Below are 22,189 nucleotides of genomic sequence, written 5' to 3'. Positions count from 1 at the left end.
CGTAGGTTGCGGAGCTGTTTGTTCCACAACCTGTGCGTGCGAGAAGAGGCCTCTAGGTGAGCGAGAAGAAGCCGAGCGTCTGGGAGGGCTTCAAGGCCTTCCTGATGCGCGGGAACGTCGTCGATCTGGCAGTCGCGGTGGTCATCGGCGCCGCCTTCACCAACATCGTCAACTCGGTGGTGAAGGGGATCATCAACCCGCTGGTCGGGGCCATCGGCACCAAGAACCTCGACAGCTACAGCTCGTGTCTCCGGGACCCGTGCAAGGTCACGGCGGACGGCACGGTGGTGAGCGGTATCCCGATCAGGTGGGGCTCGGTCCTCGGGGCCACACTGACCTTCGTGATCACCGCGGCCGTCGTCTACTTCCTGATGGTCCTGCCGATGTCGAAGTACCTGGCTCGGATGGAAGCCCGCCGGAAGGCGAAGGAGGGCACGCACGAGGTCATCGAGGTGACCGAGCTGGAGGTCCTCAAGGAGATCCGCGACGCCCTGGTCGCCCAGCGGGGCTCGGGCCACGACGGGCGCTGGCGCTAGCGAGCTGGGCCGCGCGCCTGGCTCAGAGGTGGTGGGGCGGCTTCTCGTCGAGGAAGCGCTTCAGGTCGGCCGCGCTGTCGCCGTCGCCGCGCGGCCGGTCGCCCCAGCCTCCGTCGGTGTCGTCCGAGGACTGCTGGTCCAGCGGATCGTCGAAGACCAGCGCGGGCTTCGGCTCGCGGGGCTCGGGGCGGGGGGCGCTACTCATGGATCCAGGGTACGGCCCTGCCGGACGCACACCGTGGGAGCGGCCACCACCCGCCCAGGCCCCGGCCCGGTCTTCCGGCCGGCCGACCCAGGTGAAGAGCCCACAAGCGTTTCCCGACGCCATCTGCTGTGCTTGGCTCCATGACATCCAGTCCGACGCGCAGTCCACTGCGCAGAATCACCGCCCGCGGCCGGGACGAGGCGCATCGGGTCGCCTCGCCGCTGGAGCTCTTCTTCGACCTGTGCTTCGTCGTGGCCATCGCCCAGGCGGGCGTGGCCCTGGTGCACGCGATCGCCGAGGGGCACGCCGGCGAGGGGATCCTCAACTACGCGATGGTGTTCTTCGCCATCTGGTGGGCGTGGATGAACTTCACGTGGTTCGCCTCGGCTTACGACAACGACGACGCCCTCTACCGGGTGGTCACCCTGATACAGATCGCGGGTGTCCTGGTATTGGCGGCCGGGGTGTCCAGGGCGTTCGAGGACCACGAGTTCCTGGCCGTGTGGCTGGGTTATGTGATCATGCGGCTCGCACTGATCACGCAGTGGCTGCGGGTGGCGCGGGCGAGCGAGGGTGCGGAGCGGACGACGGCCCTGCGGTACGTGTTCGGCGTGCTGCTGTGCCAGGTCGGCTGGCTGGGACTGCTGGTGCTGCCGGAGGGCGGCCGGGCCTGGGTGTTCCTGGTGATGGCGGTGCTGGAGATGTGCGTGCCGCTCTTCGCCGAGAGGGACCATCCGACGTCGTGGCATCCGCACCACATCGCGGAACGCTACGGGCTGTTCACGATCATCGTGCTCGGCGAGACGATCGCCGCCGCCACGGTCGCCGTGAAGTCCGGCATCGACGAGCAGGACGCGCTGGGCGAGCTGCTGCCGATCGCCGCCGGCGGACTGCTGATCGTCTTCGCCGCCTGGTGGATCTACTTCGTGGTGCCCATCCACGGTCATCTGCGCTCCAGCGGGCAGGCGTTCCTGTGGGGTTACGGCCACTACCTGGTGTTCGCCTCGGCCGCCGCGATCGGTGCGGGTCTGGAGGTGTCCGTGGAACAGGCCGTCGGCAAGGCGCACATCTCGACACTCGCCGCGTCGGCCGCGGTGACCCTGCCGACCTCGCTCTATCTGCTCACCGTCTGGCTCCTGCACTCCCGGCACTTCAAGGTGGGCATGGCGCAGCAACTGGTGCTGCCGGTCACGGCGTTGCTGGTGATCTGCTGCACCTTCCTGGGCGACCGGGCGGTGCTCGCGGCGGGCATCGTGGCGGGGCTGGCCGTGGTGACGGGGACGACGCTGACCGCGCGCATGGCGGTGCGGGAGAGCCAGGAGCCGGCCCGGGTGGCCTGACCTCGGCCGGCCGGGGTGGTGGCTGGACGAGACTGGTCCCATGACAGTTGACGCTCTGACGGATGTCGCCGGGGTGCGCGTGGGGCACGCGACGCGTACCGGCGGCGGTTGGCTCACCGGCACCACCGTCGTGCTCGCCCCGGAGGGCGGGGCCGTCGCCGCGGTGGACGTGCGCGGCGGAGGGCCCGGCACCAAGGAGACCGACGCGCTCGATCCGCGCAACCTGGTGCAGAAGGTCGAGGCGATCGTGCTGACCGGGGGCAGCGCGTACGGGCTCGACGCGGCGTCCGGAGTGATGGCCTGGCTGGAGGAGCGGGGTCGGGGGGTGCGGGTCGGACCGGACCCCTCCCATGTGGTGCCGGTCGTGCCTGCCGCCTGTGTCTTCGATCTCGGGCGGGGTGGCGACTTCCGGGCCCGGCCGGACGCGGCGATCGGCCGGGCCGCCGTCGAGGCCGCCGCAGCGAGTGCCTTCGGTGCGGAGGTGCCGGAGGGGTGTGTGGGGGCGGGGACGGGGGCCGCGGTCGGGGCGATGAAGGGCGGGGTGGGGACGGCGAGTGTCGTTCTCCCGTCGGGGATCACCGTGGCGGCTCTGGTGGTGGCCAACGCGGTGGGGGCGGTGTCGGATCCGGAGACGGGGGTTCTGTACGGGGAGTTGTTCGACGGGCGGGTGCGGTATCCGGAGGAGCGGGTGCATGAGGCCGCGCGTCGGCGGCTCGCCGAGAGCGCGGCGAAGAACGCGCCGCCCCCGCTGAACACCACGCTTGCGGTGGTGGCCACGGACGCGGAACTGTCGAAGGCGCAGGCCCAGAAGGTGGCGGGGACCGCCCACGACGGCATCGCGCGGGCCGTACGGCCGGTGCACCTGCTGCACGACGGCGACACGGTGTTCGCCCTGGCCACGGGGGCGCGGCCGCTCGACGCCGGGGATCCGCTCGCGCTCAACCCCGTGCTCGCCGCCGGTGCGGACGTGGTGACGCGCGCGATCGTCCGGGCGGTGCGGGCGGCGGAGTCGGTGCAGGGGGCGGGCGGGGCATGGCCTGCGTACCGGGAGTTGTACGGGTCTGGGGCGTGACACCTGTTGGTGCATGCCGCGGCTTGGTCGGGTGGGTGCGGGTTCGGTGGGGGCGGGCGTTGTGCGCAGTTCCCCGCGCCCCTGATGCCTGCGGCGCGTGCGGGTTCGGTAGCGGCAAAACGTCGCCGCGACTGCACCCCCCAGGGGGCGCGGGGAACTGCGCGACGACCAGCCACATCGGACCCGCACCCGCCCGACAACCCCACCGGCACCCTCACCGGCGCCCCCGGTTCCGTCACACGATGGCATTCGTCGCGCTCTGAGGGAACCCGGTCGGGGACCGGGTACCTCCCCCTTCACGGAGTGGGGTGGACCGCGCACATCACACGAATCTGGAGCAGCCCGTGACAACGCCGGACATAGCAGCGCGGCGCGCACTGGGGGCCTGTGCCGTCCTGATGGTCGGCGCCCTCACCCTCACCGCGTGCGGAGGCGACTCCGACGCCAAGAGTGAAGGCAAGGGCGGCAAGGACCCCGCGAAGACCTCCGCGGCGCAGATCGCGTTCTCCGCCAAGAACGGTTCGACGCGCGCGTCGATCAACTCGACCGGCGTGAAGGTCAGCGACGGCACGCTGACCGGCGTGAAGATGACGGAGGCGGGCACGGGGCAGGAGATCCCGGGGTCGTTGGCCGCGGGCGGCGGGAGCTGGAAGCCCCGGGAGCAGCTGGAGCGGGGGACGAAGTACGAGATAGCCGCGACGGCGAAGGACTCGGACGGCAGGGCCGTGACCGCGAAGTCCGTCTTCACGACCGTCTCCAAGGCGAACAGCTTCATCGGGACGTACACGCCGGACGACGGGACGACGGTCGGTGTGGGGATGCCGGTGTCGTTCGGATTCGACAAGGCGATCAGTGACAAGAAGGCCGTGCAGTCGCACATCACCGTCAGCTCCAGCAGCGGGCAGCAGGTGGTCGGGCACTGGTTCGGGGCGCAGCGGCTCGACTTCCGGCCCGAGGAGTACTGGAAGGCCGGCTCCAAGGTCACGATGAGGATCGACCTGGACGGGGTCGAGGGCGCCGACGGCGTCACCGGCGTGCAGGAGAAGACCGTCAGCTTCACGGTCGGGCGCTCGCAGGTGTCCACCGTGGACGCCGACACGCAGACCATGAAGGTCGTACGGGACGGCCGCACCCTCAAGTCGGTGCCGATCTCGACGGGCAGCCCGAAGTTCACCACGTACAACGGGCAGATGGTGATCTCCGAGAAGGCCAAGAAGATCCGCATGGACAGCCGGACGGTCGCCCTCGCCAACGCGTACGACATCCCCGACGTCCCGGACGCGATGCGGCTGACGCAGTCGGGGACCTTCATCCACGGCAACTACTGGTACAACAAGGGGAATCCGCCCTTCGGGCGTACCGGCACCAGCCACGGATGCGTCGGTTTGCGGGACGTCAAGGGCGGGCAGGCGGACACCCCGGCCAAGTGGTTCTACGACAACTCGCTGCTCGGGGACGTGGTGATCGTGAAGAACTCCCCCGACAAGACGGTGGCGCCCGACAACGGGCTGAACGGCTGGAACATGTCATGGAACGAGTGGGTCGCGGGAAGCGCCGCAGGCTCCTCCTGATCACCGCAAGGCCCCTCCGACCGGGGCCTTTTGACGGATCGTCGGACCGTGTGGGAATTTCCCGCGCGGCCCGGACGTTTTACAGACGTACGTTTTCTCGGTTCCCGGACATGATGTCCGACCGAGGGGCTACGGTATGCACCCACTAGGTGACATGCAGCAACGCCGGGAGAAACCTTGAGCGTTCCGTACGAGACGGCAGCGTACGAACCACCCGAGTCGCCCGAGTCTCCGGAGGAGCACCTCGCGCGGCTTCTCGGTCGTGCCCTGAACTCCTTCGAGCTGCCCGACGAGACGATCCGGCGACTGGACTGCGCGCTGGCGTACGACAGTTCGCTGCACTCCGCGCACCACAGCGCGGGGCTGCACCGGGAGACGTACCGGCACACGTGGCTGCTCGCCGACGGCTCGGCGCTCACTCTGTGGGAGCTCGTCCACAACACCGCGCGGGACAGCGTCCCGCAGCACGAGGTGTACGTCGACGAGGAGGAGCTGCGGGCGGCGACCGCGCGGCTGCCGTTGCCGCAGGACACCCCGGACTTCGAGCTGCCGGTGACGGTGCAGCTCTCGCCCGTGCAGCCGCCGCGGCACGCCTACGCGCCGGACGACTCGGCGGATCACGCGCGCCGGCTCCTGCGCCGCGCGGAGAACGCGGACCGGCCGGGTGCGGAGACGGCCGCGCTGCTGGCGGAGGCGTTCGCCCACCAGATCACGCAGGCGTTCGGGCGGCCGTGCCGGGCGGGCCGCGCCGGGCTGGGTTTCTCGCTGTACGAGCACGCGTTCCTGCTGCGCGACGGAGCGGAGATCTCCCTGTGGGAGGTCGAGCACACGGCGACGCCCGACGGGCGGCACATGTGCGAGGTGTACGTCTCCGAGGAAGCGGCCCGCGACGCCATGGAGCGGCGCGCGGCGCAACTGTCCTGAACCGGCCCGCGTCCGGGTCAGCGGCCGCCGCTGAGCTGTCGTACCAGACCCGCGAACGCGTCCTTCTCAGCCGGCGTCAGTTCGACGCTCTCATGGCCGGGGGCGGCCTGGCGCGGGCGCGGCAGGGCGGGCAGACCGTGGGTGACGCGCCACACGACGGCCTCATGGCGGCCGTGGCGCAGCATGTAGGCCAACCCCGCCGTCCAGGCGACGACCACCAGGACGAGCAGGGTCACACCAAGCAACTGGTAGACGGAGACGTGCTCAGGCATGCGGTCCAGTAGACACCACGGTCCGGGACTTTGGCCCCGGACCGTGACGTATCTCGCAGGTGCCGTGAACACCTCACAGCCGCCCCAAAGGGGCAGGTTCTATGCGGCGACCGGCTGCTTGGCCTCCGCCTTGGCGGCGGGCGCCTCGGTGGCCGCCGCTCCCGGCGCCGGCTTGCGCATGCTCTTCAGGACCACCACCAGCGAGGTCGTGACGCACACGCCCGCCGCGATGGCGATCAGGTAGAGGAACGGGCTGCCGATCAGCGGGACCACGAAGATGCCGCCGTGCGGGGCGCGCAGGGTGGCGCCGAAGGCCATCGACAGGGCGCCGGTGACCGCGCCGCCCGCCATCGAGGCCGGGATGACCCGCAGCGGGTCGGCCGCCGCGAACGGGATCGCGCCCTCGGAGATGAAGGAGGCGCCGAGGACCCAGGCGGCCTTGCCGTTCTCGCGCTCGGTCTCGGTGAAGAGCTTCTTGCGGACGGTGGTCGCGAGGGCCATGCCCAGCGGCGGGACCATGCCCGCGGCCATCACGGCGGCCATGACCTTCATCGCGGAGTCGCTCGGGGCCTGCACGGCGATTCCGGCGGTGGCGAAGGCGTACGCGACCTTGTTGACCGGGCCGCCGAGGTCGAAGCACATCATCAGGCCGAGGAGGACGCCGAGCAGGACGGCGTTGGCGCCGGAGAGGCCGTTGAGCCAGTCCGTCATGCCCTTCTGGGCCTCGGCGATGGGCTTGCCGATCACGACGAACATCAGGAAGCCGACGATCAGTGAGGAGATCAGCGGGATCACCACCACCGGCATGATGCCGCGCAGCACCGGTGGGATCTTGATCCGCTGGATCGCGAGGACCACTCCACCCGCGAGCAGACCGGCGACCAGGCCGCCGAGGAACCCGGCGGCGATGTTGGAGGCGATCATTCCGCCGACGAAGCCGGGGACGAGACCGGGGCGGTCCGCCATGCCGTAGGCGATGTATCCGGCGAGCACCGGGATGAGGAAGCCGAAGGCGACCTGGCCGATCTGGAACAGCAGGGCGCCCCAGCTGTCGATCTCGGTCCAGGAGAAGTGCTTCATGACCGAGGGCGCGCTCGCGATCTGCCAGCCGCCGATCGCGAACCCGAGGGCGAGCAGCAGACCGCCCGCGGCGACGAACGGGACCATGTAACTCACGCCGGTCATCAGCCACTTGCGGAGCTTGGTGCCGTAGCTGTCGCCGGACTCGCCGGCCCGCTCGACCGGCGTCCCCGCGCCCCCTCCGGCGCCCGCGGTCACCTCACCACGCGCGGCCTTCCCGCGCACCTCGGTGATGAGTTCGGCGGGCCGGTTGATGCCCGCCTTCACACCGACGTCGACGGTGGGCTTGCCGGCGAAGCGGTCCTTGTCGCGTACGGGGACGTCGTGCGCGAAGATCACGCCGTCCGCCGCCGCGATGACGGCCGGGTCGAGACGGGTGAAGCCGGCCGAGCCCTGTGTCTCGACGACGAGTTCGACGCCCGCCTCGCGGCCCGCGTTCTCCAGCGACTCGGCGGCCATGTAGGTGTGGGCGATACCGGTCGGGCAGGAGGTGACGGCGACGATCCGGAAGGGGGCCGCCGGAGCATCGGGAGTGGGGGCCGTTGCGGTATCGGCGGAGGCCGCCGCCGATACCGCAACGGAGTCTTCGGTGGCGCCCGGAGCGGCCTCGGCGGCCGTCGGCGGCTCGTCCCCGCGGATCAGCGCCGCCGCGCTCCCCGCGTCGCCCGCGGACCGCAGCGCGTCGGTGAACTCGGCGTTCATCAGCTGCCGTGCGAGGGAGGACAGGATCGTCAGGTGGGCGTCGTCCGCACCGGCCGGTGCCGCGATCAGGAAGATCAGGTCGGCGGGTCCGTCCGGCGCACCGAAGTCGATCCCGGCGGCGCTGCGCCCGAAGGCGAGCGTCGGCTCGGTGACGTGAACGCTTCGGCAGTGCGGGATGCCGATGCCGCCGTCGAGGCCGGTCGGCATCTGGGCCTCGCGGGCGGCCACGTCGGCGAGGAAGCCCTCCAGGTCGGTCACCCGGCCCAGGGCGACCATGCGCTCGGCGAGGGCACGGGCCGCCGCTTCCTTGGTATCGGCGGACAGGTCGAGGTCGACCAGGTCCGCGGTGATCATGTCGCTCATCGCGGGCTCCTTCGCACGCGTATCGCCCGGGGGGTGGAGTGGGCGTCAGGGGTGGGGACGGGGGTGGTGCGGTGGGGGTTCAGGGGGAGGAGGGCGGCGGCGCGGAGTAACAGCGCCGGCACGGCCGTATCGACAGCGCGAGGGACCGTCATAGCGGACGCCGCCGCGGCCGGGGCGCTCATGACACCGGCTCCTTCAGCACCCGGTCCACCGGCACCTCGGCCGTGACCGTCACCGCGGCCGGGTCCAGGTCGTCCGGGGTCGGCATCACGCTGCCGGGCAGCTGGACGGCCGCCGCGCCGTGGGCGACCGCGGAGGCGAGGGCTCCGGGGCCGCTGCCGCCGGCGATCAGGAAGCCGGCCAGCGAGGAGTCGCCGGCGCCGACATTGCTGCGTACGGCGGCCACGCGGGCGCTGCCGAACCAGGCGCCCGAGCCGTCCACGAGCAGCTGTCCGTCGGCGCCCAGGCTCGCGAGGACCGCCCGCGCACCCATCTCCCGCAGCTCCTCGGCCGCCTTCACCGCGTCGCCCACCGTGGACAGGGGGCGCCCGACGGCCTCCGCGAGCTCCTCGGCGTTCGGCTTGACGACGTCGGGCCGTTCGCGCAGCGCCTCCAGCAGAGCGCGCCCCGAGGTGTCCAGCGCGATCCGCGCACCACCGGCGTGCGCCCGCGCGACCACCTCGGCGTACCAGGAGGGCGCGAGCCCCCGGGGCAGGCTTCCGCAGCACGCGATCCACGAGGCGTCGCGCGACTGCTCGCGCACGGTCTCCAGGAGGAGTTCCTGCTCCTCGGGAGAGAGCTCGGGACCCGGCGCGTTGATCTTCGTGAGCACCCCGTCCGACTCGGCGAGCGCGATGTTCGACCGGGTGGCGCCCGCGACCGGCACCGGCGCGACCTCGATGCCCTGCGCGTCGAGCAGGTCGGCGACGAGCGCTCCCGGCGCCCCGCCCAGGGGCAGGACCGCGACCGTGCGCCGCCCGGCGGCCGCGACGGCACGCGAGACGTTGACGCCCTTGCCGCCGGGGTCCATGCGTTCACCGGTGGCGCGGATGACTTCGCCGCGCTCCAGGGACGGGACCTCGTACGTACGGTCCAGGGACGGGTTCGGGGTGACGGTGAGGATCATGCGAGAACTACTTCCGTCCCGCCGCGCTCGATCGCGGCGACGTCTTCGGGGCTCAGCCCGCTGTCGGTGATCAGCAGGTCCACATCGCTCAGGTCACCGAAGCGGGCGAAGTGCTCCTGGCCGTGCTTGGCGGAGTCGGCGAGCAGCACCACGCGACGGGCGGCGGCGATCGCCGCGCGCTTGACCGCGGCCTCGGCGAGGTCGGGGGTGGTGAGGCCGTGCTCGGCGGAGAAGCCGTTGGCCGCCACGAAGAGGACGTCGGCCCGGATCTCGCCGTACGCCCGCAGCGCCCAGGCGTCCACGGCGGCGCGCGTACGGTGCCGTACGCGCCCCCCGACGAGGTGGAGCTGGATGCCGGGGTGGTCGGCGAGGCGGGCCGCGATCGGCAGGCTGTGCGTGACGACGGTGAGCGAGGCCTCCAGCGGGACGGCTGCCGCCAGGCGGGCCACGGTCGTACCGGCGTCGAGGATCAGGGTGCCCTCGGTCGGCAGTTCGGCGAGGGCCGCCTTGGCGATGTGGTCCTTCTCGTCGGCCGCGGTCGTCTCGCGCTCGGCGAGATCCGGCTCGAAGTCGAGGCGCCCGGCCGGGATGGCCCCGCCGTGCACCCGGCGCAGCAGCCCGGCGCGGTCGAGGGCCTTCAGGTCGCGCCGGATGGTCTCGGCGGTGACCTGGAACTCCTCGGCCAGCGAGACGACGTCCACCCGCCCGCCGTCACGGGCGAGCCGGAGGATCTCCTGCTGCCGCTCCGGTGCGTACATGTCCGCTCGCCTCCGACTGATGCCCGAACGTGTGGTTTCAGTGGGAGGCTACGCCCGGATTTCCGGAAAGTAAACAGGTTCGGACGCCATCCGGGCATGAACGGACTTCCGGGGGTGTCCGAGTACGAGTCCGCGTGCGAGTCCGAATACGACAAGAAGGCCCGGTACCTCACCAGGTACCGGGCCCCTCACCTCGGTTTTCAGGAGACCAGCTCGGGCTCCTTCTCCTCCTCCGCCAGAGGAAGCTCCGCGGCCCCCTCCACATGCTGCGCGGGCCGCTTCGGCAGCGCGAACATCAGCAGGAAGATGACGCCCATCACCGCGGCGACCCACCCGAGCGCGTGCTGGAAGGCGTCCACGAAGGCCGGCCCCACCTGCGCCGGTCCCAGGTCGTCGCCCATGACCCCGAAGAACACCACCGACACCAGCCCGAGTCCGAGCGCGTTGCCCATCTGCTGCACGGTGTTGATCAGCCCCGAGGCCGAGCCGGCGTGCTCACGCGGCACCTCCGACAGCACCGCGTCCGTGAGCGGCGCGACGATCAGGCCCATGCCCACGCCCATCACGACCAGCGGCAACGCCATCTGCCACGAGCTGATCGACATGCCGTACCGCCCGGCCTCCCAGAGGTAGAGCAGCACACCCACCACCATCAGCAGCGCACCGGCCTGGAGCACCCCGCGGCCGAACCGCGGCACGAGCTTCTGCACCGAGAGCCCGGCGGCCACGGAGACGGCGATCGAGAACGGCACCCCGGTCAGCCCCGCCCGCAGCGGGCTCCAGCCCAGCCCGGTCTGCATGTACAGCGTCCACACCAGGAAGAAGATGCCAAGCCCGACCCCGAACACGGTCTGCACCGCGATCCCGGCCGCGAAGCTCTTCACCTTGAACAGCGACAGCTCGACCAGCGGCGACCCGTCCCGCTCCCCCTTGCGCTTCTCGTACGCCACCAGCGCCGCGAACACGAGGGGCGCGCCGGCCATCGACACGTATCCCCACAGCGGCCAGTCCAGCTCCTCGCCGCGGGTCAGCGGGTAGAGCAGCATCAGCAGTCCGAGCACGACCATGGCCACGCCCACCAGGTCCAGCTTCAGGGCCCGCGGGGCCTTGGACTCGGTGATGAAACGGCTTCCGAGAACCAGCCCCATGATCCCGACCGGCAGGTTGATGAGGAAGATCGGCCGCCATTCGAGCCCGAAGAGGTTCCACTCGGTCAGCAGCGCCCCGAGCAGCGGACCGGAGACCGCCCCGAGCCCGACGACCGCCCCGAAGAGCCCGAACACCTTGCCCCGTTCGTGCGCCGGGAAGGTCGCGTGCACGATCGACAGCACCTGCGGAATCATCATCGCGGCCATGCCGCCCTGCAGGATCCGGGACGCGACCAGCATCTCCGGGTTCGCGGCGAAGCCGCACAGCGCCGACGCCAGGGTGAACCCGCCGATGCCGACGAGGAACAGCCGCTTGCGCCCGTGGATGTCTCCGAGCCGCCCTCCGGTGATCAGCCCCGCGGCGAAGGCCAGGGCGTAACCGGCGGTGATCCACTGGATCTGGCTGACGGAGGCGCCGGCGTCCTGCCGGATGGACGGAATGGCGATGTTGACGATCGTGACGTCGACGAGGTCCATGAAGGCCGCGGTCATCACGATGGCGAGAGCGAACCAGCGACGCCGGTCGCCCGCGGCGGGCGGTGCGTCGAGGGGGCCCGGAAGGGTGGTCTCGGTGGAGGTCATGCCTAGAAGCTACGACCCCATTAGGTCAGGTCGTGTCCTACTTCTACGGCATTCTCGACCTCATGACGACGGACACCCCGGCACGGCTCCTGACGCTCCTCTCCCTCCTCCAGACGCCCCGCGAATGGCCCGGCGGCGAGCTCTCCGACCGCCTCGGGGTCTCCCGGCGCACGGTCCGGCGGGACATCGACCGCCTCCGCGAACTGGGCTACCCGGTCCAGGCGACCAAGGGCTCCGACGGCGGCTACCGGCTCGTCGCGGGCAAGGCCATGCCCCCGCTCGTCCTCGACGACGAGGAGGCGGTGGCCATCGCGGTCGGACTGCGGGCCGGGGCCGGGCACGCGGTCGAGGGGATGGACGAGGCGTCCGTGCGAGCGCTGGCGAAACTGGAACAGGTCCTGCCCTCCCGCCTACGGCATCGCGTGTCCACCTTCCAGGCCGCGACGACGCCGCTCACCAGCGGGGACGGGGCGAGCATCCCGACCGAGACCCTGACGGTGATGGCGTCCACGGTGGCCGGGCACGAAAAGCTCCGGTTCGGCTACCGCGCGAAGGACGGAGCCGAGTCCCGACGGGTCGTGGAGCCGTACCGCCTGGTCTCCACCGGGCGGCGCTGGTACCTCGTCGCCTACGACCTCGACCGCGGCGACTGGCGGACCTTCCGGGTCGACCGGGTGAACGACCCCTTCGCCACGGGGGCGCGGTTCGCTCCGCGGGAGCTGCCGACGGGGGGCGCGGCCGAATACCTGCGGCAGTCGATGTACCGCCGCCAGGAGACGTACGAGCTGGTCGTGACGTTCGAGGGCGAGGCGTCGGTGGTGGGGGCCCGGGTGCCGGCGTGGATGGGCGTACCAGAGCCGCTGGGCGAGGGTCGGTGCCGGTTGCGGGGGACCGTCGGGGACGCGGTGGACTGGATGGCGGTACGGCTGGCGATGACGGGGGTGGAGTTCCAGGTGCAGGAGCCCGTGGAACTGGTGGAGGCGGTACGGGAATTGGGTGGGCGGCTGGTTCGGGCGGCGGGGGGAGCCGCCTGAGGGGTACGGGCCGGTGCGGGCGCGTCGTGGCTGGTCGCGCGGGTTTCCCGTGGGCGGCGGGCGCCGGGCTCGAGCCGAATCCGGCGAGCTGTCCCGATGTGACAGAATCTGGCCTTCGGTGGGTCACCCCGTGGTTCAGGTACGGGGTGACCCGCCTCGCGTCGTGCGGGGCGCAAAAAGAGCCGGACCCCGGCGCCCAGGGGGGGGGAGGGCGCCGAAGTCCGGCTCGGGGAGAGTCCCGGCGCCGGGGGGGATCGCGTCGGGACTTGGTTCAGGAGGGTCCGGCGGGTCCGAAAGCATGACCTCCGGGACTCGAACATGTGGACCCTGAAGTCTTGTGCCCAGGGTCCGGCAGGTTAAGCGACCTAGTACAGCCATGTTTGCGCGGTCTTTCGCCACGGCGCACGCGGGCACACCCCGCCTACGCCGCCGCGTCGAACCCGGTGGACCGCGCCAGCTTCTTCAGCTCCAGCAGGGCGTGCTTCTCGATCTGCCGGATCCGCTCGCGGGTGAGCCCGTGCTCCTTGCCGACCTCGGTCAGCGTGCGCTCGCGCCCGTCCTCGATGCCGTACCGCATCTTGATGATGGACGCGGTGCGCTGGTCGAGGCGGCCGATGAGGTCGTCCAGTTCCTCGCTGCGCAGCAGCGTCAGCACCGACTGCTCCGGCGAGACCGCCGACGTGTCCTCCAGGAGGTCGCCGAACTGGGTGTCGCCGTCGTCGTCCACCGACATGTTCAGCGAGACCGGGTCGCGGGCCCAGTCCAGGACGTCGATCACGCGCTCCGGGTTGGAGCCGAGCTCGGCGGCGATCTCCGCGGGCTCCGGGTCGCGGCCGTGCTCGCGGTTGAACTCGCGCTGCACACGGCGGATGCGGCCCAGCTCCTCCACGAGGTGGACGGGCAGCCGGATGGTGCGGGACTGGTCGGCGATGGAGCGGGTGATGGCCTGACGGATCCACCAGGTCGCGTACGTCGAGAACTTGAAGCCCTTGCGGTAGTCGAACTTCTCGACCGCGCGCACCAGGCCGGCGTTGCCCTCCTGGATCAGGTCGAGCAGGGGCAGGCCGCTGCGGGGGTAGCGGCGGGCCACGGCGACGACCAGGCGGAGGTTGGAGCGGATGAACACGTCCTTGGCGCGCTCGCTCTCCTCCACCAACGCCTCCAGCTCCTCACGGGTGGCGTCCGCCTTGGCTTCCTCGAACCCGTCGAGGACCTGTCGGGCGAACACACCCGCCTCGATGATCTGGGACAGCTCGACTTCCTTGGCGGCGTCGAGCAGCGGCGTACGCGCGATCTCGTCGAGGTACATGCCGACCAGGTCGCGGTCGGCGATCTCGCCGCCATGGACGCGAACACTGCGTGCCGCGTCGGTAGACCCGCTGGAGGCGGACTTACGACGGGCGACGGCACGGGTTGCCATGCGTGCTCCCTTGCGATGTTGGGTCAGCGGGTGGTCCTTCGGACGCGGGGTCCCGGCTCCGGTGCTTTCCGGACTCTCCTCGGGTGCCCTGCATCCGATGGAAACAACGACTGGAAACCGGACAGAATTCCCAGGCGGTGCCGCTATTTTTCTGATCTTGCAGTACCCTGTCCGGCCACATGGGGAGGCGTGATGCCGTCAGAACGCACAGAGGTGCAGGTCAGGCCGGGAGCCGAAAGCGACCTCGGGGCCCTCACCGACCTCTACAACCACTACGTTCGCGAGACGCCGATCACATTCGACACCGCTGTCTTCGCCCCGGAAGAGCGCCGCCCTTGGCTGCTCTCCCACCCTGAAGACGGCCCGTACCGTCTGATGGTTGCCAGCGACACGGACCCGACAGGAACCTCACAGCGGATCCTCGGGTACGCCACATCCAGCCCCTTTCGCGCGAAGCCCGCGTACGCGACCTCCGTGGAGGTCACCGTCTACCTCGCCCCGGACGCGGGCGGCCGGGGCGTCGGCACCCTCCTCTACAAGGCCCTCTTCGAGGCTCTGGCCGGCGAGGACCTGCATCGCGCCTACGCGGGCATCGCCCAACCCAACGAAGCGTCCACGCGGCTGCATGAACGCTTCGGGTTCCGGCACGTCGGCACGTACCGGGAGGTGGGCCGGAAGTTCGGCCGCTACTGGGACGTGGCCTGGTACGAGAAGGACCTGTAGGCCCCGACGGGAAAGGCCCTGACGGGAAAGGCTCAGCCGAACTGCACGGACCGCTTGGCCATCCCCAGCCAGAACCCGTCGATGACGGACTTCTGCGCGTCCAGCTCACCGCTCACGTCCGCCGCGCCCATGGTGACGAAGAGGGGCGCGAAGTGCTCGGTGCGGGGGTGGGCGTAGCGCCCGGCCGGGGCCTTGTTGAGGAAGTCCAGCAGGGAGTCCACGTCCCGCGCCTCGAGGGCCCGCCGGCCCCAGTCGTCGAACTCCGAGGACCAGGTGGGCACTCCGGAGCCGGTGTGGCGCAGGGCGGCGAGGTTGTGGGTGAAGAAGCCGGAGCCGACGATCAGGACGCCCTCGTCGCGCAGGGGGGCCAGCTTGCGGCCGATCTCCATGAGCTTGACCGGGTCGAGGGTCGGCATCGAGATCTGCAGGACGGGGATGTCGGCCTGGGGGAACATCTCGACGAGCGGGACGTAGGCCCCGTGGTCCAGTCCGCGGTCCGGGATGTCCTGCACGGGGATGCCGGGGGCGCGCAGCAACTTGCGTACGGACTCGGCGAGTTCGGGGGCGCCGGGGGCGTCGTACGTCACCTTGTAGTAGTGCTCGGGGAAGCCCCAGAAGTCGTAGACGAGCGGGACGGGCTGCACCGCTCCGAGGGCGAGGGGGGCCTCCTCCCAGTGGGCGGAGACCATGAGGATCGCCTTGGGCCGGGGCAGGTCCGCGGACCAGGCGGCGAGCTCGCCGGGCCAGACCGGGTCGTCGGCGAGCGGCGGCGCACCGTGACTCAGGTAGAGGGCGGGCATGCGCTCCAGCGTGTCGGCGGACATGGTGGGGACTCCTCCGGTACTTCCGATGCACTGAGTGCTTCAAATTTAAAGCTTCTTACGACATGACTGTACGCCTCATTTGTTTAAGCTTCAAGGAGAGAGCTCGTAGAGTGGGAGACATGAACACGGCACCCGCCCCCGACGAGGAGCCCCAGTGGCTCGACGACGAAGAGCAGCGCATCTGGCGCTCGTACGTGCACGCCACGACCCTGCTCGAAGATCACCTCGACCGCCAGCTCCAGCGGGACGCCGGCATGCCGCACATCTACTACGGGCTGCTCGTCGGCCTCGCCGAGGCCCCCCAGCGGCGGCTGCGGATGACCGAGCTGGCCATGAAGGCGAAGATCACCCGGTCCCGCCTCTCGCACGCGATCGCCCGTCTGGAGCGCAACGGCTGGGTGCGCCGGGAAGACTGCCCGGACGACAAGCGCGGCCAGTTCGCGGTGCTCACCGACCCGGGCCTGGAGATGCTGCGGGGCGCCGCGCCGGGCCATGTGCGGGCCGTACGCGCCGCCCTGTTCGACCGGCTCACCCCGGAACAGCAGAAGTCCCTCGGCGAGATCATGCAGATCGTCGCCGAGGGACTCCAGCCGAACGAGGCGGGCGCGGATCTGCCCTGGCTCCGCTGAGCCGCTCGCTCAGGGGGCCAGGGCAGTTCCTGGGGTCGTACGTACGGGGCGTCCCCTTCCCCGTACGTACGTGGTTCTCGAAGGGGTACCGCGGGGCGGTCGCCGTCAGTGGGCGACGACCGGGATCGCCAGCTCCTCCTCGGCGCCCTCTCCGGACCCGGCCACCGCAGCGGTGTCCGTGCGGCCGGCGTTGACGAGGGTCACGACGATCACCGCGGCGAGCACCAGCATGCCGACGGCGAACCAGATCGCGTTGGTGTAGCCGTGCACCTGGCCCTCCAGCGCCACCAGCTGCGCCTGCGACTTGGAGGTCGCGGAGCCGATGTGGTCGGCGATGTAGGAGGTCGTGGCGGAGGCGGCGATCGTGTTCAGCAGGGCCGTACCGATCGCACCGCCGACCTGCTGCGAGGTGTTGACCATCGCGGAGGCGACACCGGCGTCCCGGGGCTCGACGCCCAGGGTGGCCAGGGACATGGCGGGCATGAACGCCGTACCCATGCCGAGGCCGAGCAGCAGCATGGCCGGCAGGATCGTCGAGGCGTACGACGAACCGATCTCCAGCTGCGTCATCAGCAGCATGCCGACCGCGGCGACCAGGAAGCCGGGGCCCATCAGCAGCCGCGCCGGGACGCGGGTCATCAGGCGGGCGCCGATCTGGGTCGAGCCGACCATCATGCCGACGATCATCGGCATGAAGGCGAAGCCGGTCTTGATCGGCGTGAAGCCCTTCACGATCTGCAGGTAGTAGGTCAGGAACAGGAAGGTGCCGAACATCGCGATGATCGCGATGCCGAGCGAGAGGTAGATCCCGCCGCGGTTGCGGTCGGTGATGACGCGCAGCGGCAGCAGCGGGGCCTTGGTCCTGGCCTCGGTGACGACGAAGGCGATCAGCAGGGCGGCCGACGCGACGAACATGCCGACGGTCACGGAGTCGCCCCAGCCGTCGGTCTCGGCGCGGGTGAAGCCGTAGACCAGCGCGACCAGGCCCAGGGTGGACAGCAGCACGCCGGGGATGTCGAGCGGGTTGCGGTTGCGGCCGCCCTCGGGCTCACGGATGACGAAGTACGCGCCGAGCGCGGCGACGATCGCGAACGGGATGTTCACGAAGAAGGTCCAGCGCCAGTCCATGTACTCGGTCAGCACACCGCCCAGGATGAAGCCCACGGCGCCGCCGCCACCGGCGATCGCGCCGTAGATGCCGAAGGCCTTGGCGCGCTCCTTGGCGTCCGTGAACATCACGGCGAGCAGGGAGAGCGCGGCGGGCGCGAGCAGTGCGCCGAAGGCACCCTGCAGGGCACGGGCGCCGAACATCATGCCGCCGGAGGTCGCGGCACCGCCGAGCGCGGAGGCCGCGGCGAAGCCGATCAGGCCGACGACGAAGGCGCGCTTGCGGCCCCACAGGTCGGCGATCCGGCCGCCGAAGAGCAGGAGTCCACCGAAGGCGAGGGCGTAGGCCGTGACGACCCATTGGCGGTTGCCGTCGGTTATGCCCAGGTCGGCCTGGGCGGAGGGCAGGGCGATGTTCACGATGGTCGCGTCCAGCACGACCATCAGCTGGGCGAGCGCGATGAAGACGAGCGCTTTCCAGCGGTTGGCGTCACCGGACACGGCCGGTGCGCCGGGAGCCTTTGCGGCTGTTTCAGACATGGGGATACCCACTTCGGGACTTCGGAACGGAAAAAGATGTGTAAGGGGACGGTCCGTCGTCGGTGACGGCCGGTCGAAAGTCGTCTTTGGAGACTGTTCTCGCGCTGTGAACTAATCGGTGCGTCGTCGGATCAGGTCGTCGGATCAGGTCGTCGTCGGATCAGGTCTGGCGGAGGTCCTCCATCGTCAGCGCCGCGCCCGGCAGCTCGGAGCGGGCCGGGGCCCGCAGTCCGTCCAGGAACAGCTGAAGGGTGCGGTGCACGAACCCGTCGAGGGTGAGGCAGCCCGTACCGGCCGGGGGCCGGGAGAGCTGGGACACGGCGACCATCAGGTCACCGACGCTCACGTCGCCGCGGAGCTGACCGGCCGCCCTGGCCCGGTCCATGAGCTGCTCGACGAGCTGCTCGATGCGTTCGCGTGCGGCCACCAGGTCGGGGTGGTACTGGTCGAAGGCGCCCTGGATCATCGGGCACAGTGCCGTGATCCGCTCGTCGGCGGAGGCGTGCACGAAGCGCTCCAGAGCACCGAACGCGTCCCCGGTCTGCGCGAGCGCGAGCTCGGCCGCCTCGGACGTCCGGTCCATGACGGAGCAGACGACCTCACGGACGAGCGCGTCGCGGTCGGGGAAGTTGCGGTACACCGTGGCGTTGCCGACGCCGGCCCGGCGGGCGATCTCGTCGAGCGGCACGTCGGGGCCGAACTCGGTGAACATCTCGCTGGCGGCGGTGACGATCCGCTCGCGGTTGCGCAGGGCGTCGGCGCGGGGCGCTTTGCGCTGCACGGTGAGAGCGGTCTGCACGGTGTGCTCCTCTGTTGACGGGTGATCCGGGGACTTGGTCCCCGTTTCGCTCGGACACAGGTCTAAACGGGGAGACGCTCCCCGGTTATTTCAGGTTGAGGAGAAATCATGTTGTGACCTGAGTCACAGGTTCTGCGATACCCACGTTCGGTCTCCCCAGCGCGCGTGCACCCCTGCCCCGGCACAGGGTGATCGAAGAGGAGCAGCCTTCCGACCAGCGGCTGCCGCACTCCGGAGGGTGCTCGCATGCCGTGGACCAGACGTCGCATACGCCCGCGCCGCGTCGCCGTGCTCGCGTCCGTGACCGCGCTGACTTTCGCGGTCAGCACCTCGGCCGGCACCGAACGCCTCGTCCCCGGGGCCACGACCGCCGGCCCGGTCGCCCTGGCCCGCTCCGACAGCCACGGCGCCTGCCTGATCAGAGGCGGCCCGGCCGTCCAGATGTCCGAGGGCCTGCCCACGCCCGGCGGCTACTCCCGCTCCACCGGCACCGTCCGCGCCCTCACCCTGATGATCGACTTCTCCGACGCGCCCGGCTCCGGCCCCGCCCTCGACCGCTTCCGCGAGTTCTTCCCGCAGACCCAGAACTGGTTCCGCACCAGTTCCTACGGCCGTCTCGACTACCGCCCCGAGGCCCCGATCACCGACTGGCTGCGCATGCCGAAGTCCTTCCGGGCCTACGGCATAGAGCGCGGCGCCCCCTTCGACCCCGGCTACCGCCGACTCGTCCAGGACATCGTGGCCGCCGCCGATCCCAGGGTGGACTTCCGGTCGTACGACTTCCTGAACGTCCTGGTGACCCCGAACGCCGGCCCCTCCGCCCTGGACACGGTCCTGTCGGTGACCTTCGCCGGCAACCCCGACGCCCCGATCGCCGACGGCGTCCCCGTCGCCAACGCCTCCTTCGTGTACTCCCGCCAGGACGACGGCTCCGGCTCCTACCCGCAGACCGGATACCGGGTCCTGGCCCACGAGAACGGCCACGTCTTCGGCCTGCCCGACCTCTACACCCAGAACGGCGCGGGCGCGGTCGGCCACTGGGACATCATGAGCGAGGACTGGGGCGCCAACGACGACCTCCTCGGCTGGCACAAGTGGAAACTCGGCTGGCTTGACGCCACGCAGGTCAACTGCGTCACCGCGCCCGGGAGTTCGGAGTACACACTGACCCCGCTGGCCCGGTCCGGCACCGGCACCAAACTCCTCTTCGTCCCCGTCGGCCGCCGCACCGGCTACGCGGTCGAGCTGCGCACCCACGAGGGCAACGACGAGACGGTGTGCCGGCCCGGCGTCCTCGTCTACAAGGTCGAAGCGGACGTGGACACCGGGAGGGGCCCGGTGCGCGTGTACGACTCTCGGCCGAACAGCGGGGGCTGCACCCGCAGCCCCAACGTCCACGCGGAACTCTCCGACGCGCCGTTCGCGTCCGGCGAGGAGTTCCAGGACCCGGCCAAGGGGATCCGGGTGCGGGTGCTGGCGGTGGAGGGGGACGGTGACTATCGGGTGTCGGTGACGCGGGGGTAGGGGTGGGGCACGTCGGGGTAGAGGCGGAGGTGCCGAGTCGGGTGACCGTGGGCGTGCCGCGAGCGCCGTTCGGATTACCGTAGGGCTGCCGCGACCGCCGTACCGGAGAGCCGATGCCCGCTGAGACCACCACTCCCCCGCCGGTGCCGGTGCCCGAGTCGGCCGTGCCGGCCGAGGCGGTCGCGCCGCTGATCCGGGGGGTCAGGGTGCTGCGGGAGCTGACCGAGGCGGGCGGGACGCTGAGCCTGAGCGGCCTGGAGCGGGCGACGGGCCTGGCGCGTTCCACGGTCGACCGCATCACGTCGACGCTGGCCCGCATGGAATACGTCCGCCTGGACGGCCGGGACGCGGTGACGACCCCCCGCCTCATGGAACTCGGCAACGCCTATCTCGCCGCCCTGCGCCTGCCCGCCCTGCTCTCCCCGCGGGCCGACGCCCTCGCCGACGAACTGGACGAGTCGGTGTCGCTGGCAGTCGCCGACCGCGACGGCATCCGCTTCATCCACCAGGCCACCCGCCGCCGCGCGATGTCCCTCAGCTTCCGCATCGGCGACCTGCTCCCGGCCGAACGCACCGCGCCGGGCCCCCTGTTCGCGTCCGAGTGGACGGACGCCGACTGGCGGGTCTGGCGCGAACGCCGGGCGGCGGATCCGGAGAACCGGGGCTTCCCGGCCGTACCCCCTCGGGAACTCCCGCTGCTGGAGAGCGAGTTCGAGGCGACGGCGGCACAGGCGGGCCGGCACGGCTGGGCGCTGGACGACCAGTTGATCGAACCGGGGCTGGTGGCGGTCTCCGTCCCCGTACGGGACCCGCGCACCGCCCGGATCGCCTGCGTGGCGAACGTCGTGAGCCACACCAGCCGCCACACGGCGACGGGCCTGCGCGACACCCTGCTGCCGCGGCTGCGGGCGACGGTGACCGCGATGGAGCGCGAACTGGCCGCCGCCCCGGACCCGGCCCCGGGCCCACCGCCCTCGGGATCGGCCGCCTGGATCGGCGCGTCCAAGAGCGAACTGGGCCGGGAGTTCGTGGAGTCCCTCGCGCGCGGACTGACGGTCCTGACGGCGTTCGGCGAGGGCAGGGCAGCGCTGACCCTGACGGACGTGGCACGGGCGACGGGCCTGGCGAGGGCGACGGCCCGCCGGGCCCTGATCACCTACGAACACCTGGGCCTGGTCCGGGGGCAGCCGGAGTCCCGCACCTTCAGCCTCACCCCGAGGGTGCTGTCCCTGGGCTTCCCGCCCCTGTCCCGTACGTCCCTGCCGCGCATCGCGACACCGCACCTGGCGGATCTGGCGGAGCGGGTCGGCGAGTCGACGGCGCTGGCGGTCCTGGTGTCCTCGGGGCCGGACTCCCGCCCGGAGATCCAGTACACGGCGAGGGCCGTGTCCCCGCGGATCATGGGCGTGGACATCAGAGTGGGCACCCGGCTGCCAGCCGCGGCGACCTCCCTGGGCCGGGTCCTGCTGGCGGACACGGCGGGCTCGGGCTACGCCCTGCTGGACGAGGACTGGGAGGACGGCCTCCGCACCATCGCCGTCCCCCTGCGCGACCGTACGGGCCGGGCGGTCGCCGCCGTGAACGTGGCCCTGCACGCGGCGGGCCGCACGGCCGAGGAATGCGTGACGGAGATCCTCCCCGAACTCCACCTCACGGCGACCCGCATCGAACGGGAACTCCACGCGGCCGGCCACTTCACCCGGGTCCCGCTGCTCTGACTTCCTTCAACTCCAGTGCGTCCAGCGCGATCTCGGTGACTTCTTCAGGGGTACGGCCGTCGGTGGCCACGACCGCCGTGGCGATCGACTCGTACAAGTGGCGGCGCGCCTCCATCAGCTCGCGCCACTGCTTGCGCGGGTTGACCGCGAGCAGCGGGCGCGCGGCGTTCAGGCCGGTGCGCTTGACCGCCT

At 71.1% G+C, this 22,189-nt stretch carries 21 protein-coding genes; 10 read left to right on the top strand and 11 right to left on the bottom strand.

All coding sequences use genetic code 11. The features are described from left to right. The first annotated feature begins 56 nt into the window (after positions 1-56). A complete protein-coding gene (gene mscL, locus ABZT06_RS28375) occupies positions 57-536 on the top strand; it encodes a large conductance mechanosensitive channel protein MscL (protein WP_355746767.1) in 480 nt (159 codons plus the stop codon). A gap of 22 nt (positions 537-558) precedes the next feature. On the opposite strand, the gene ABZT06_RS28370 is transcribed toward mscL, so the two are convergent. Beyond that, a complete protein-coding gene (locus tag ABZT06_RS28370; protein WP_355746764.1) occupies positions 559-741 on the bottom strand; it encodes a hypothetical protein in 183 nt (60 codons plus the stop codon). A gap of 140 nt (positions 742-881) precedes the next feature. Between ABZT06_RS28370 and ABZT06_RS28365 the strand changes: the two genes are divergently transcribed. The 4 genes from ABZT06_RS28365 (at position 882) to ABZT06_RS28350 (ending at position 5,648) form a co-directional block, all read left to right on the top strand. After that, positions 882-2,081, top strand: a complete 1,200-nt coding sequence (locus tag ABZT06_RS28365) for a low temperature requirement protein A (protein WP_355746761.1) — start codon at positions 882-884, stop codon at positions 2,079-2,081. 40 nt (positions 2,082-2,121) lie between these two features. Then, entirely contained in the window at positions 2,122-3,153 is a 1,032-nt protein-coding gene (locus ABZT06_RS28360; RefSeq protein WP_355746758.1) for a P1 family peptidase, read from the top strand. A 344-nt stretch (positions 3,154-3,497) separates the two neighbouring features. Continuing rightward, positions 3,498-4,724, top strand: a complete 1,227-nt coding sequence (locus ABZT06_RS28355) for an Ig-like domain-containing protein (protein ID WP_355746755.1) — start codon at positions 3,498-3,500, stop codon at positions 4,722-4,724. Between the two features lie 177 nt (positions 4,725-4,901). Then, positions 4,902-5,648, top strand: coding sequence for a DUF6227 family protein (locus ABZT06_RS28350; RefSeq protein ID WP_355746753.1), 747 nt, complete (start codon positions 4,902-4,904; stop codon positions 5,646-5,648). A gap of 17 nt (positions 5,649-5,665) precedes the next feature. Here ABZT06_RS28350 and ABZT06_RS28345 read toward each other — a convergent pair whose 3' ends face one another. From ABZT06_RS28345 to ABZT06_RS28325, 5 genes are all read right to left on the bottom strand, one after another. Continuing rightward, complete coding sequence (locus ABZT06_RS28345) at positions 5,666-5,920, bottom strand: hypothetical protein (RefSeq protein ID WP_355746750.1); 255 nt, start codon at positions 5,918-5,920, stop codon at positions 5,666-5,668. Positions 5,921-6,019: 99 nt separating this feature from the next. Beyond that, the gene (locus ABZT06_RS28340) at positions 6,020-8,065 is read right to left on the bottom strand and encodes a fructose-specific PTS transporter subunit EIIC (RefSeq protein WP_355746747.1); all 2,046 of its coding nucleotides are present in this window, start codon (positions 8,063-8,065) and stop codon (positions 6,020-6,022) included. 178 nt (positions 8,066-8,243) lie between these two features. Continuing rightward, entirely contained in the window at positions 8,244-9,191 is a 948-nt protein-coding gene (pfkB, locus tag ABZT06_RS28335) for a 1-phosphofructokinase (RefSeq protein WP_355746744.1), read from the bottom strand. Continuing rightward, positions 9,188-9,949 carry a DeoR/GlpR family DNA-binding transcription regulator gene (locus tag ABZT06_RS28330; protein ID WP_355746741.1) on the bottom strand — a complete coding sequence of 254 codons (762 nt, stop codon included), beginning with the start codon at positions 9,947-9,949 and terminating at the stop codon, positions 9,188-9,190. The genes pfkB and ABZT06_RS28330 overlap by 4 nt, the downstream gene beginning before the upstream one ends. Before the next feature lie 200 nt (positions 9,950-10,149). Further along, a complete protein-coding gene (locus ABZT06_RS28325) occupies positions 10,150-11,679 on the bottom strand; it encodes an MFS transporter (RefSeq protein WP_355746738.1) in 1,530 nt (509 codons plus the stop codon). A gap of 62 nt (positions 11,680-11,741) precedes the next feature. Between ABZT06_RS28325 and ABZT06_RS28320 the strand changes: the two genes are divergently transcribed. Then, complete coding sequence (locus ABZT06_RS28320; RefSeq protein ID WP_355747308.1) at positions 11,742-12,713, top strand: YafY family protein; 972 nt, start codon at positions 11,742-11,744, stop codon at positions 12,711-12,713. 421 nt (positions 12,714-13,134) lie between these two features. On the opposite strand, the gene ABZT06_RS28315 is transcribed toward ABZT06_RS28320, so the two are convergent. Continuing rightward, a complete protein-coding gene (locus ABZT06_RS28315) occupies positions 13,135-14,133 on the bottom strand; it encodes a sigma-70 family RNA polymerase sigma factor (RefSeq protein ID WP_355746735.1) in 999 nt (332 codons plus the stop codon). 192 nt (positions 14,134-14,325) lie between these two features. Between ABZT06_RS28315 and ABZT06_RS28310 the strand changes: the two genes are divergently transcribed. After that, positions 14,326-14,856: an N-acetyltransferase family protein gene (locus ABZT06_RS28310; protein ID WP_355746732.1), complete on the top strand. Its 531-nt coding sequence runs from the start codon at positions 14,326-14,328 to the stop codon at positions 14,854-14,856. Positions 14,857-14,888: 32 nt separating this feature from the next. On the opposite strand, the gene ABZT06_RS28305 is transcribed toward ABZT06_RS28310, so the two are convergent. Beyond that, on the bottom strand, positions 14,889-15,680 hold the full coding sequence (locus ABZT06_RS28305; protein ID WP_355746729.1) for a class III extradiol ring-cleavage dioxygenase: 792 nt from the start codon (positions 15,678-15,680) through the stop codon (positions 14,889-14,891). 119 nt (positions 15,681-15,799) lie between these two features. Between ABZT06_RS28305 and ABZT06_RS28300 the strand changes: the two genes are divergently transcribed. Further along, positions 15,800-16,309 carry a MarR family transcriptional regulator gene (locus ABZT06_RS28300; protein WP_355746726.1) on the top strand — a complete coding sequence of 170 codons (510 nt, stop codon included), beginning with the start codon at positions 15,800-15,802 and terminating at the stop codon, positions 16,307-16,309. A gap of 105 nt (positions 16,310-16,414) precedes the next feature. On the opposite strand, the gene ABZT06_RS28295 is transcribed toward ABZT06_RS28300, so the two are convergent. Both ABZT06_RS28295 and ABZT06_RS28290 read right to left on the bottom strand, forming a co-directional pair. Next, positions 16,415-17,956, bottom strand: coding sequence for an MFS transporter (locus tag ABZT06_RS28295; RefSeq protein WP_355746723.1), 1,542 nt, complete (start codon positions 17,954-17,956; stop codon positions 16,415-16,417). 160 nt (positions 17,957-18,116) lie between these two features. After that, positions 18,117-18,755: a TetR/AcrR family transcriptional regulator gene (locus ABZT06_RS28290; protein ID WP_355746720.1), complete on the bottom strand. Its 639-nt coding sequence runs from the start codon at positions 18,753-18,755 to the stop codon at positions 18,117-18,119. A gap of 246 nt (positions 18,756-19,001) precedes the next feature. On the opposite strand from ABZT06_RS28290, the gene ABZT06_RS28285 reads away from it, so the two are divergent. Further along, complete coding sequence (locus tag ABZT06_RS28285; RefSeq protein ID WP_355746716.1) at positions 19,002-20,279, top strand: M6 family metalloprotease domain-containing protein; 1,278 nt, start codon at positions 19,002-19,004, stop codon at positions 20,277-20,279. Positions 20,280-20,392: 113 nt separating this feature from the next. Beyond that, positions 20,393-21,997, top strand: coding sequence for a helix-turn-helix domain-containing protein (locus ABZT06_RS28280; protein WP_355746714.1), 1,605 nt, complete (start codon positions 20,393-20,395; stop codon positions 21,995-21,997). Here ABZT06_RS28280 and ABZT06_RS28275 read toward each other — a convergent pair. Further along, on the bottom strand, positions 21,975-22,189 hold a 215-nt coding region (locus ABZT06_RS28275; RefSeq protein WP_355746711.1), incomplete at its 5' end, for a shikimate kinase. The genes ABZT06_RS28280 and ABZT06_RS28275 overlap by 23 nt on opposite strands.

It is taken from the genome of Streptomyces sp. NPDC005483 (assembly GCF_040606035.1).
Lineage (GTDB): Bacteria > Actinomycetota > Actinomycetes > Streptomycetales > Streptomycetaceae > Streptomyces.
The sequence above is the reverse complement of the archived record's forward strand: the minus strand, read 5'-3'. Positions and strand labels throughout refer to the sequence as shown.

Coding starts and splice junctions, on each gene's coding strand:
- ABZT06_RS28305 (WP_355746729.1), bottom strand. CDS start 15,680: ATGTCCGCCGACACGCTGGAGCGCATGCCCGCCCTCTACCTGAGTCAC.
- ABZT06_RS28315 (WP_355746735.1), bottom strand. CDS start 14,133: ATGGCAACCCGTGCCGTCGCCCGTCGTAAGTCCGCCTCCAGCGGGTCT.
- ABZT06_RS28285 (WP_355746716.1), top strand. CDS start 19,002: ATGCCGTGGACCAGACGTCGCATACGCCCGCGCCGCGTCGCCGTGCTC.
- ABZT06_RS28345 (WP_355746750.1), bottom strand. CDS start 5,920: ATGCCTGAGCACGTCTCCGTCTACCAGTTGCTTGGTGTGACCCTGCTC.
- ABZT06_RS28320 (WP_355747308.1), top strand. CDS start 11,742: ATGACGACGGACACCCCGGCACGGCTCCTGACGCTCCTCTCCCTCCTC.
- ABZT06_RS28340 (WP_355746747.1), bottom strand. CDS start 8,065: ATGAGCGACATGATCACCGCGGACCTGGTCGACCTCGACCTGTCCGCC.
- ABZT06_RS28280 (WP_355746714.1), top strand. CDS start 20,393: ATGCCCGCTGAGACCACCACTCCCCCGCCGGTGCCGGTGCCCGAGTCG.
- ABZT06_RS28300 (WP_355746726.1), top strand. CDS start 15,800: ATGAACACGGCACCCGCCCCCGACGAGGAGCCCCAGTGGCTCGACGAC.
- ABZT06_RS28365 (WP_355746761.1), top strand. CDS start 882: ATGACATCCAGTCCGACGCGCAGTCCACTGCGCAGAATCACCGCCCGC.
- pfkB (WP_355746744.1), bottom strand. CDS start 9,191: ATGATCCTCACCGTCACCCCGAACCCGTCCCTGGACCGTACGTACGAG.
- ABZT06_RS28360 (WP_355746758.1), top strand. CDS start 2,122: ATGACAGTTGACGCTCTGACGGATGTCGCCGGGGTGCGCGTGGGGCAC.
- ABZT06_RS28370 (WP_355746764.1), bottom strand. CDS start 741: ATGAGTAGCGCCCCCCGCCCCGAGCCCCGCGAGCCGAAGCCCGCGCTG.
- ABZT06_RS28330 (WP_355746741.1), bottom strand. CDS start 9,949: ATGTACGCACCGGAGCGGCAGCAGGAGATCCTCCGGCTCGCCCGTGAC.
- ABZT06_RS28310 (WP_355746732.1), top strand. CDS start 14,326: ATGCCGTCAGAACGCACAGAGGTGCAGGTCAGGCCGGGAGCCGAAAGC.
- ABZT06_RS28325 (WP_355746738.1), bottom strand. CDS start 11,679: ATGACCTCCACCGAGACCACCCTTCCGGGCCCCCTCGACGCACCGCCC.
- ABZT06_RS28295 (WP_355746723.1), bottom strand. CDS start 17,956: ATGTCTGAAACAGCCGCAAAGGCTCCCGGCGCACCGGCCGTGTCCGGT.